Genomic DNA, 10,122 nt, shown 5'->3' with positions numbered 1-10,122 from the left:
AGGATGCTGAAAAATATTTGATCTTCTTGGAAGGAAAATAATCTTTTCCAAGGGTCACTTTGTTTGGAAAAAGGTAAGAAAGCATTGGTGGCTTTCTTACCTTTTTTTGTTCAGAAGTTGAGGAGGTTGATGCCTCGGCTTCGCTCAGCGACCGTTTGCGGTAGCCTCAACTTCTCAACTTCTCAACTCCTCAACTTCTGAACAAAAAAAGGTAAGAAAGCCACCAATGCTTCCTTACCTTTTTCCAAACAAAGTGACCCTTGGAAAAGATTATTTTCCTTCCAAGAAGATCAAATATTTTTCTGCATCCTGGCCTTCAGGGGCACTTGGATATTCGTTTTTCAACTCTTCGTAATACTTGCGGGCAGAAGCAAAGTCGTTTTCCTTTTGCGCCAACATTGCCAAACGTTTGAGGTAAAACGGAGTCAGTAGCTCATTCGCTTTGCTACTTACCGCTTTTTTGTAGTAGCTTTTTGCATTGGCGAAATCTTTTATCTCAGAATAAGCATCGCCCAATGCACCGTTTTTCATGATGGGCATCACACTTCCTTTGGCGCTGAAATCCTTGAGGTAGCTAATGGCTGCATCGTATTTACCCAGGTTCAACAAACAAACACCGGCGTAGTAGTTGGCCAGATTTGCTGCGGGTGTACCAGGATAATCTTCAATGATTTGAGGGAAACCTTTAAAGCCACCAGGCAGGTTTTTCAACATTGCAGTAGCGAATGAATCGCGTTCAAACAAACGTTCCGCCTGACGCATCTGCTCTACGGCCTCGGTTTGCTGTGAGCCAATGTAAACTTTCCAAGCGATCAAACCTATTATGAGCACCACCAAGGCAGCACCTGCAATCATCAAAGGTTTACGAAAACGATTCAACGTGTCCTGTGCGCGATCGCGAACCTCTACAATGTCCACCAAAACTTCGTCTTCTGGCCGATTCGCAGCCTTAGGAGCAGCACCCCTGCGCACCTGTCTTCCTTTTGCCATTTTCTGTCTTTGTTAGCTGGTTATATTTTAGGAACGCAAAAATAAATAAAGTTTTGTTTCCCCCTCTATTTAAGACAAAAAAATACGGCGACAGCTGAAAAGCCACCACCGTATTTGTCTATAATTTTGAATTTGAGCCCTTAACGCTATTTCAATAGTTGATGAAAGGGTAATCAGATTCTGTGTAATTGTCCGTATAAAGCTCTGAAGCGTCGGGGTAAGGTGAATTTTCAGCGAATTGGACACAATCCTCGATCTCTACCTTGATCTTGTCCTTAATGGCTTGGATCTCTGCTTCAGTCGCAATTTTTTCGCTGAGGATCTTTTCTTCGGTCACCTTGATGGGGTCACGATCCTGGTAAGCTTGCACTTCTTCTTTGGTGCGGTACTTAGCAGGGTCAGATACGGAGTGACCTTTGTAGCGATAGGTGCGTATTTCCAGGAAATAAGGGCCATTGCCTGCACGGATGTGCTCTGCAGCGCGTGAAATGGCTTCGTGAACCGATTCTGGGCTCATCCCATCTACCGATTCGCTAGGCATTTCAAAGCTGAGGCCGATTTTCCAGAGTTCCTCTACATTGGAGGTGCGCTCAACGGATGTACCCATGGCGTAACCGTTGTTTTCCACGATGTACAACACGGGCAGTTTCCAGGTCATAGCCATATTGAAAGACTCGTACAAGGCCCCTTGGCGGGCAGCTCCGTCGCCAAACATGGTCACACAAAAATTTTTGGTGCCTTTGTATTTTTCAGCAAAGCCGATACCCGTTCCAATTGGAATTTGAGCACCCACAATCCCGTTTCCACCAAAATACTTATTGCCAGCATCGAAAAAGTGCATGGAGCCACCTTTTCCTTTTACAATACCTGTAGCTTTGCCGTACAACTCAGCCATTGCCTGGCGAGAACTCACGCCCCTGGCCAGTGCAATACCGTGCTGACGATAGGCTGTTACGATGCCATCCTGTTTGGTAATGGCCGACTCAATTCCTGCGGCTACGGCCTCCTGACCAATGTAAACGTGACAAAAACCGCGAATCTTCTGCTGTCCATACATCATCAGCGCGCGTTCTTCAAAACGGCGGATGCGCAGCATCAATTCATACCAATAGAGGTACTGCTCTTTGCTGTAAGTGACCTGATTGCTGCGTTTTTTGGCTGATGCTTTCTTTTCTACAACCGAACCCATGTGCACTGTATGTTTAGGAGTGGTTTAAAAATTCGCATTGAAACCTGCCTTTTAAACCTGCTCTTAGCGAAATTTCGCTATGTTTGTTGAATAGTCGAGCTAAAGATAAGGCAAATATATATCTTCCGACAAAAGTGTCTGGCAGATTTTTATTTTTACCTTCAACGCCCGAAAAGCCATTTTGTTGATCAGCAATCAGCATTCAGCAATCAGCCTTCGGAGATCGTCTGATCGCTCATAGCTGATAGCCTGATCGCTGATCGCTCAATTGACGCTTCATGTACCTCGAACGCATTGCTTTAGCGAATTTTAAAAATTACGAAAACCAAAAGCTTGACTTTTCCACCCGCTTGAATTGCCTGGTGGGCAACAATGGTATGGGCAAAACCAATTTGCTCGACGCCATTTATTATTTGTGTATGGCCAAAAGCCACTTCAACCTGACTGACAATGCCATCGCCCGGCACGATGAAACTTTTTTCCGCCTGGAGGGCCATTTTATTTTGCAGGGAAAAAAAGAAAAAATCGTGGCCAAGGTGATGCCACGCAGACTCAAGGAACTCGAACGCAACGACGTAGCCTATTCTAAGCTGGCTGAACACATCGGCCTGTTGCCGGTAGTTTTTATCGGCCCCGATGACATTCAACTCATTCGAGAAGGCAGCGAAGAACGGCGGCGTTTTTTGGACAATACCCTCTCCCAACTCGATCAGCGTTATTTGTACGAACTGATTACCTATAATAAGGTGTTGCAACAGCGCAATGCCCTGCTAAAAAGCCTGGCCGAACGCAGCGGCGGTAGCATGAGCCTGTTGGATGTGTACGATGAGCAGTTGATCGACCCGGCTTTGTATGTTTTGGAGCAAAGGGCCGTATTTACGAAAAAATTTACGGCCATTTTCCAATCGACCCATCAATACATCACCGGCCGGAAGGAGGCGGTGCAATTGAGCTACGAGTCACAATTGCTGGAAAACGATCTGGAAGACTTGTTGAAACAAAGTCGGCAAAAGGACCTGGCCCTGCAACGCACCACCAAGGGGGTACACCGCGATGACCTGGTCTTTAGCCTGGGCGAGCACCCCCTGAAAAAATATGGCTCGCAGGGGCAGTTGAAGTCCTTTTTGCTGGCGCTTAAACTGGCGCAATACGAGATGTTGCGCCAAAACAAGGGGGTGTCTCCAATTTTACTCCTCGATGACTTGTTTGACAAACTGGATGCCCAGCGGGTCACCCACCTAATCCGCCTGCTCACCGAAGGGCAGTTTGGGCAGATTTTTATCACGGATACGCACGAGACGAGGATTGCGGAGATTGTGGAGCAGTTTGGGGTGGATTATCGGAGGTTTTTTGTGGAAGGGGGGAAGGTGGATCTACAAGCCTAATCCAAAGCATCTACCATTTCCCCCAATCAGCAGAATTCTTAACCCTCAATTAATCTTTATGATCTAACTTTGAAGTCAATTACAATTCCAAGAACATTCAGGTTTCACATTCACTCCATGTCAAAGGAAAGCCCATTTGGATTGCCCCCTAATTACCTGCGATGAACCTTAAACAACTGTACCTCTCCTCCCTGTTTATGCTGTTTGCCTTGGGGCTCTTTGGCCAAAAGAGCATCACTTTGTCGGGCAAGTTGATAGACACCCTATCCACGGAGCCATTGAGCTATGCAACAATCAGCTTGCAACACTCCTCCTCCAAAGACCTCATCTCAGGCCAAATTGCCAATGAAAAGGGCGGTTTTAAGTTTGAATCTTTGACCAAAGAACGTTTTTACATCAAAGTAGAGCATGTGGGCTACCGCACCAAGTACATCGAAGTCAATCTGGAAACGGTGGCGGACAAATTAGACCTGGGAGCCATCGAGCTCGCTCCACTGAGCCAGTTGTTGGAAACGGTAACCGTTCAGGGACAAAAAAAGAACATCATCGCCAGTCTGGAAAAACAAGTATTCAAAACCGAACAATTTGAAACGGCCAAAGGGGGAACCGCCATTGAAGTACTGCGCAACATCCCTTCCATCACCATCAATGCAGAGGGAGAAATTATGGTGCGCGGCTCCAAAGGTTTTTTGATTTTGGTGAATGGCAAGCCTAGTCAGGTGGATGCCGCTACACTGCTGAGCCAAATTCCGGCTAACAGTATTGACAAAATTGAAATGATCACGGCCCCTTCCGCTTGTTATGACGCCGATGGCAAAGCGGGGATCATCAACATTGTCACCAAAACGGGAACAACCGATGGCATCTCCATCCTTGCCAATACCCAGATTGGTGCTCCGCGCCTGAAGACCTATTACAACCTCAACGAACCCCAACGCTACGGCCTGGATGCAACCTTGAACTTCCGTAAAAAAGCCTGGGATGCCTTCCTTTCGGCCAACTACCTGAAAAATGACATTGCTGGTCAACGCATCGGTGACGTCAATACCACAATCAACAACATTTTCACCCAATTTCCCAGTAGCGGCGAGCGCAGCCACCAACGCGACAACTATGGCGTGAGGGCTTTGGTCAATTTCAAACCCAACAAGGCCAATGAGTTTTCCACTGGCTTTTATCACGGTGGCCGGACTCAATACCGCCGTGCCGATATTTTTTACAACAACAGCAAAACCGACCTGAGCACCAACACCCTACTTTCCAGCTAACCCCAATCTGGTCAAAAAGCAGGGAACCTTTACCGTATTCAATCTTGATTACGGCCATAAGTTCAGCGACAACAGCCTTTTGCAATTGTCGGGTTTGTACGAGAATGCAATAATTGAGGGCTGGACAAAAAACGCCAACCTGAACATCAACAACCTTCAGGATACCATTCAATACACCCTGAACAATGGCTACAACCCCCTGAATGCCTTGCGGCTCAAAGTGGATTTTGAGCAAAAAATCGGCATTGGCAAACTCTCGATGGGTTATCAGTACCGGGATCAACAGCAGGATGGGCGATTTGATTATCAGGAAAAGGCGGGGAACGGTGCTCCATTTGTACTCAATCCCGCATTTACGGCAGACATCATGGTCTTGAACCGGATCCACGCCCTGTACACCCAGTATGCCGGAACGTATAAAAAGGCCAGTTTTTCAGCGGGTTTTCGATATGAAAATGCCTTCCGCGAATTTAAAGACAACAAGGGCAACCCACCGCAGGTGCTGCAATTGTCCAATTTGTTTCCTTCCGCCAATGTACTGATTGACCTGGGCGAAAATCTAAAATGCAAACTGGCCTATAGTCGCCGGGTGCAGCGCTCGACCAACAACGAACTCAACCCTTACCCCGAACGCGAACACAGCGAAACCCTGGAACAGGGTGACCCTGGGATCAAACCCGAATTCATTGGCATTTATGAATTGGGCTTGAGCAAAGATTTCAAAAAAGGCTCGTTGTACTGGAATGTCTACTCTCAACAGATTACCAATATCGTCAATCGGGTAAACAGCGTATTCAATGACACCATTCTGAATCGCATTTACACCAATGCTGGCAATGCTCAGTTGTGGGGCTCTGAGGCAGGAATTACCTTGTCACCCAGCAAAAAATTGAAACTTTTTCTGGGTGGGAATGTATACAACCTGCACATTCAGGGAGCTTTGTTCAATAATCAGGTAGAGGTCAATACCCGAGGATGGATGCATAGCCTCAACAGCAATCTCAACTGGCAAGTGTCAAAAACCCTGAGTGCTCAATTCAATCTGTCGTATTTATCGGCGCGCACTACGGCACAGGGTGAAGATTCTCGCTTTTACCTACCTGCATGTTCGGTCAAAAAATCATTTATGGACAATCGGCTTTCAGCCACGCTGCAATGGCAAAACATGTCCATCAGCAAGATGGGGGTAAACGAGCAACGGATTACCACCTTCGGGCGGGATTTTTATACTACTACCAACTACATCCAGGAAACGAATATCTTTTTGTTGAACCTGGCATATAACTTCAATCAATCGGAACGGAAATCGAAGTTGCCGGGAAGTGAGTTTGGGGAGCGGGAGTATTGAAAGCATGGTTAGTGATTTGGGAAAAATCACTAACCATGCCTTTTTTACTTAAAAATCTTCCCCTGCGCTTCCAACTCCTTGTATTTCTCAATGTACTTCTTATCCAGTGTTTCGGAATCCTTGTATTTCACCCTGAGTTTAGCCAGTTTTTTGTGCAACTCGACCCTGACCTTGGCGTATTTTGGATCGTGGTACACGTTTTTCATTTCATTTTTGTCGTTGGTGCGGTCGTACAGTTCCCATTCGTTGATGTCGTAATAGAAGTGCACTAACTTGTATTGTTCAGTTACAATCCCATAGTGACGCTTGACCATGTGTACGCTGGGGTATTCATAGTAGTGGTAGTAAGCGGCATCGCGGAAATTTTGCCCCTTGCCTTTAAAAATAGGGATCAGGCTTTCGCCTTGCATATCAGAGGGTGCCTTGATGCCCGCCGCTGCGAGGAAGGTTTGCGCAAAATCGAGGTTTTGCACCATTTGAGAATTGCGTGACCCCGCCTGAATGACCCCTGGCCACTTGACCAATAGTGGAGTTTTGAAAGACTCATCGAAGATGAAGCGCTTGTCAAACCAGCCGTGTTCCCCCAGGTAAAAGCCTTGGTCAGAAGTGTACACCACGATGGTATTTTTATCCAGTCCATTCTCCTTTAAAAAATCCAGAACTTGACCGACACCCTCGTCAACCGCAGCAATACTGCCCAAATAATCCTGCATGTAGCGTTGGTAACGCCAGCTCATGAGGTCTTCTTTGGTCATATTCGGGTAGTTTTGGATGAATTCCGCATTCATTTTGTCGTACACCGCATCCCATTCTTTGCGTTGCGTTTCATTCATTCGCCCCACTGTTGCCTTATAGTTGCCTTTATCGTAAGGGTGGGACTCCTTGATGCCCAGTTTGTCCATGTTTTCGGGGCGGATTTTGGAATCACCCGCCCAGTTCATGTGCGCGAGTAAGTTCATTTCTTGCTCTTTGGAAGCACGGCCGCGACCTTCGTAATTGTCAAAAAGAGTCTCTGGTTCGGGGAACTTACGATTGATGAACTCCTTGTAGTGACGTTCGGCAGGCAGCCATTCGCGGTGAGGGGCTTTGTGCAAATAGGCCAAAAAGAAGGGTTTGTTTTTGTCTCGGTCCTGCTTTAGCCAGTTGAGGGTCATGTCCGTGATCAGATCGGTGACGTACCCGGTTAATTTGATTTTTCCCTGCTTTTTGGTGATGAAGTCAGGGTTGTAATAATGCCCCTGATCCGGCAGAATTTTGAATTCATCAAAACCTTTGGGGTTGTTGCCAAAATGCAGTTTACCAAACATGGCCGTTTGATAGCCATTGGCCTGAAGCAGTTGAGGGAAAGTAACATTGGTGGTGTCAAAAGGAAAATAGTTGTCGATTTTGCCGTTGATGTGGCTGTGTTTTCCGGTGAGAATCACTGCACGGGAAGGCGCACAGATCGAGTTGGTTACACAGGCGTTGGTGAACAGCATACCTTCTTTGGCAATGCGGTCGATATTGGGGGTTTGTAACAATTTGTCGCTGTAGGCCGAGATGGCCTGGTAGGCATGGTCATCAGACATGATGAAGACGATGTTGGGGCGTTCTGGTTTTTGGGGTTTGAAGGAAAAAAAAGCCAAAACAGCAACGAAGAGTGAAAGCAGACTGAGATATTTTTTTTTCATAAAGGCAGGTTTTTATGGAGTGCAAGATAAGATAGTCTGTCATTTTGTTGCGCTAATGTAACAAACAACGAAATAGAAATGGTGCTTATAAAAACCAAAAAAGGCTGACCAGATTACCCTGGCCAGCCCCACAATAGAACACTGTAATACTTAATATCTTTACTTCTTCTCGAAGCGTACATTGTCAATACATACATTCACCGATGAGCTGCCAGCGTTGAAGGCCACGCCAAAGTCCTCTGTGATTGAAGCTAGATTCACAATCCCTTTGCTGCCATCTGAGAAGGCCGTAATAGGAACTGTCACTGTAATCCAACCATCGGTTTTGTAGGAACCAGTAGCTTCCCAAGGCTTCCAGCGGTACCAAAAGTCCCCTTCAGAACCCTTCAAACGCCAGGCAAATTCGCCTCCCGTAATGGGTGTAAGCACATTAACGTCAAACTTTAACACATAATTGCCCACTTGGGTTCCAATGACGCTGCCAGGAAAATTATTTGCTCCATTGCGCCAGAAAAAGCCCGTCCAGCCATTGCAACTTTGGTTGACGCGGAAGTATTTGCTACCGTCCACACTGAGGTTGGGGTCATTTTCATTTGCCCCCGCATCACCCCACCAGCGATCCAGGCCGTCAAAGTTGAAGAACACCAGGCTCAGGTCAGCTACCGGATCGATACCTTGAAAGTTGATTTCGGGAGATTCGATGGTTTCCCCTTTGGTGGTAATGAATTTGATTTTACCAATCCCATTTTTGGTTTTGATGGGCACTACCACCTCAATGATGCTATTGGATTTGGCCCCAAACATCGTTGCTGCGATTTCACCAGGGAAAATCACTTCACTGATTTCGTCCAGGTTTTCGCCCTCAATGCGGATTTTTTGGCCAGGTTTGGCTGTAGTTGGCATTTTGGTGATCACCGAAGAAGTGGAAGCAAGGATATTGAGTTCTTGGGTTGAAGCCACTTCATCTCCATTGTTGGCCACCAGGGTAATGGTACCAGAGGTAGTTCCAACGGGTACAATCACCTTAATTTGGCTCGCAGTGGCATTTTTTACATCTACTTCTTTGCCGCCGCTGAATTTCACTTTCGCCACAATGTCCAGATCATTACCATTAATAATCAGCTCTTTGCTGACCTGAATATCTGTTGGCGTAATGGACGAAATGCTGGGTTTAACCAGTTTCAGTGCATCAGCCGAAGTCACCGATTTGTTGGCAGCGGTGCCAAAACTGACCGTACTTACCGTTGCATCGGCGGGTACCCGCACCTGCATTTCACTCTCGCTGCGCTCCGCTTGGATGGTCCCCGTTTTGTTGCCACCAAAAGTTACGGACGTCACCAAATCTAAGTCTTTACCCTTTACGGTGATGAGCCCGCCCGTTTTGGCGGGATTGGGGCTTATGCTGCTAATGGTCGGCGACAACATGGTCACGGTAGGGGTGCTGCTTACTTCTACCAGAGAAGCCATACTGAGTTTGATGCTGCCATCTTGACTGTTGGCGGGTACTTTCAGGACAATCTTTCCAGCTTCAATGCTTTCGAAAGTACTGACTTTGCTGCCACCGGGGAACGTGACTTCTTTGGTCAAATCCAGATCAGTCCCCGTAATGGTTAAACTTCCGCCAGCTTTTACCGGGCTTGGCGCAATACCACTAACCACCGGTGTAATAATTTCCAGCGGAGTAGCCGACTCAATCAAAATCGGATCAGCCAATCCATTTGAGATAACAAACAGGCCGCTTTGGGCATCAGCAGGCACCACTACTTCCAGCTTGGTTTCGGTTTGGCTCTTGAAAGCTGTTACCGATTTTTTGTTGCTAAAAATGACCTCTTTGATCAGGTTCAGGTAAGTCCCTTCGATGGTCACCGTTGCACCTGGCCGCAATTTAGCGGGGCTAAAGCTGGTGATGGCGATCGGCTCCGAGATGGTCAACAAAGATTTGGAGGTAATGTCCCCATTTGGCGTTTTGAGGGTCACCTTCCCCGCCACGGCTGCCTTGGGTACATCGATTACAATCGATTCGGAGGTTTTGGTTTTGAAGGTGGTGACCTCTACATTATTAGGCAGGACAATGGCTGTTACCTTGTCCAGGTTCACTCCAATGAAATGCAATTCACCACCCCGCAAAGCAGGCGAAGGCCCAAAACTGTTGAGTTGTACCAGCCCAGAGGCGATGTCATCGTCCTTTTTACAGTTGTTGAGCACAAAAAGCACTCCCAACAACAAGCCGAGAAAGAGGACGGATTTTATGGATAGTTTCTGAAACATAACT

Annotated in this window: 7 protein-coding genes; 3 read left to right on the top strand and 4 right to left on the bottom strand. The window is 46.9% G+C overall.

The window, feature by feature from the left end:
* Window positions 1-270: 270 nt before the first annotated feature.
* Entirely contained in the window at window positions 271-990 is a 720-nt protein-coding gene (locus SFV55_RS22090) for a tetratricopeptide repeat protein (protein ID WP_320031730.1), read from the bottom strand.
* A 151-nt stretch (window positions 991-1,141) separates the two neighbouring features.
* Entirely contained in the window at window positions 1,142-2,179 is a 1,038-nt protein-coding gene (pdhA, locus tag SFV55_RS22085; protein WP_320031729.1) for a pyruvate dehydrogenase (acetyl-transferring) E1 component subunit alpha, read from the bottom strand.
* 278 nt (window positions 2,180-2,457) lie between these two features.
* Here pdhA and recF point away from each other — a divergent pair, with 278 nt between their 5' ends.
* The 3 genes from recF to SFV55_RS22070 all read left to right on the top strand — a co-directional run bounded on the left by recF (window position 2,458) and on the right by SFV55_RS22070 (window position 6,180).
* Window positions 2,458-3,564, top strand: a complete 1,107-nt coding sequence (gene recF / locus SFV55_RS22080) for a DNA replication/repair protein RecF (RefSeq protein WP_320031728.1) — start codon at window positions 2,458-2,460, stop codon at window positions 3,562-3,564.
* A gap of 161 nt (window positions 3,565-3,725) precedes the next feature.
* Window positions 3,726-4,832, top strand: coding sequence for a carboxypeptidase-like regulatory domain-containing protein (locus SFV55_RS22075; RefSeq protein ID WP_320031727.1), 1,107 nt, complete (start codon window positions 3,726-3,728; stop codon window positions 4,830-4,832).
* Between the two features lie 79 nt (window positions 4,833-4,911).
* The gene (locus SFV55_RS22070) at window positions 4,912-6,180 is read left to right on the top strand and encodes an outer membrane beta-barrel family protein (protein WP_413776729.1); all 1,269 of its coding nucleotides are present in this window, start codon (window positions 4,912-4,914) and stop codon (window positions 6,178-6,180) included.
* Window positions 6,181-6,224: 44 nt separating this feature from the next.
* Here SFV55_RS22070 and SFV55_RS22065 read toward each other — a convergent pair whose 3' ends face one another.
* Both SFV55_RS22065 and SFV55_RS22060 read right to left on the bottom strand, forming a co-directional pair.
* Entirely contained in the window at window positions 6,225-7,850 is a 1,626-nt protein-coding gene (locus tag SFV55_RS22065) for a sulfatase (protein WP_320031726.1), read from the bottom strand.
* A gap of 159 nt (window positions 7,851-8,009) precedes the next feature.
* Window positions 8,010-10,118 (bottom strand): glycan-binding surface protein, encoded by a 2,109-nt coding sequence (locus SFV55_RS22060; RefSeq protein ID WP_320031725.1) that lies wholly within the window; start codon window positions 10,116-10,118, stop codon window positions 8,010-8,012.
* Between the last annotated feature and the right edge of the window lie 4 nt (window positions 10,119-10,122).

It is taken from the genome of Haliscomenobacter sp. (assembly GCF_033763495.1).
Taxonomy (GTDB): Bacteria; Bacteroidota; Bacteroidia; order Chitinophagales; family Saprospiraceae; genus Haliscomenobacter.
This window is presented reverse-complemented; position numbering and strand designations above follow the sequence as displayed.

Coding starts and splice junctions, on each gene's coding strand:
- pdhA (WP_320031729.1), bottom strand. CDS start 2,179: ATGGGTTCGGTTGTAGAAAAGAAAGCATCAGCCAAAAAACGCAGCAAT.
- SFV55_RS22090 (WP_320031730.1), bottom strand. CDS start 990: ATGGCAAAAGGAAGACAGGTGCGCAGGGGTGCTGCTCCTAAGGCTGCG.
- SFV55_RS22075 (WP_320031727.1), top strand. CDS start 3,726: ATGAACCTTAAACAACTGTACCTCTCCTCCCTGTTTATGCTGTTTGCC.
- SFV55_RS22065 (WP_320031726.1), bottom strand. CDS start 7,850: ATGAAAAAAAAATATCTCAGTCTGCTTTCACTCTTCGTTGCTGTTTTG.
- recF (WP_320031728.1), top strand. CDS start 2,458: ATGTACCTCGAACGCATTGCTTTAGCGAATTTTAAAAATTACGAAAAC.
- SFV55_RS22060 (WP_320031725.1), bottom strand. CDS start 10,118: ATGTTTCAGAAACTATCCATAAAATCCGTCCTCTTTCTCGGCTTGTTG.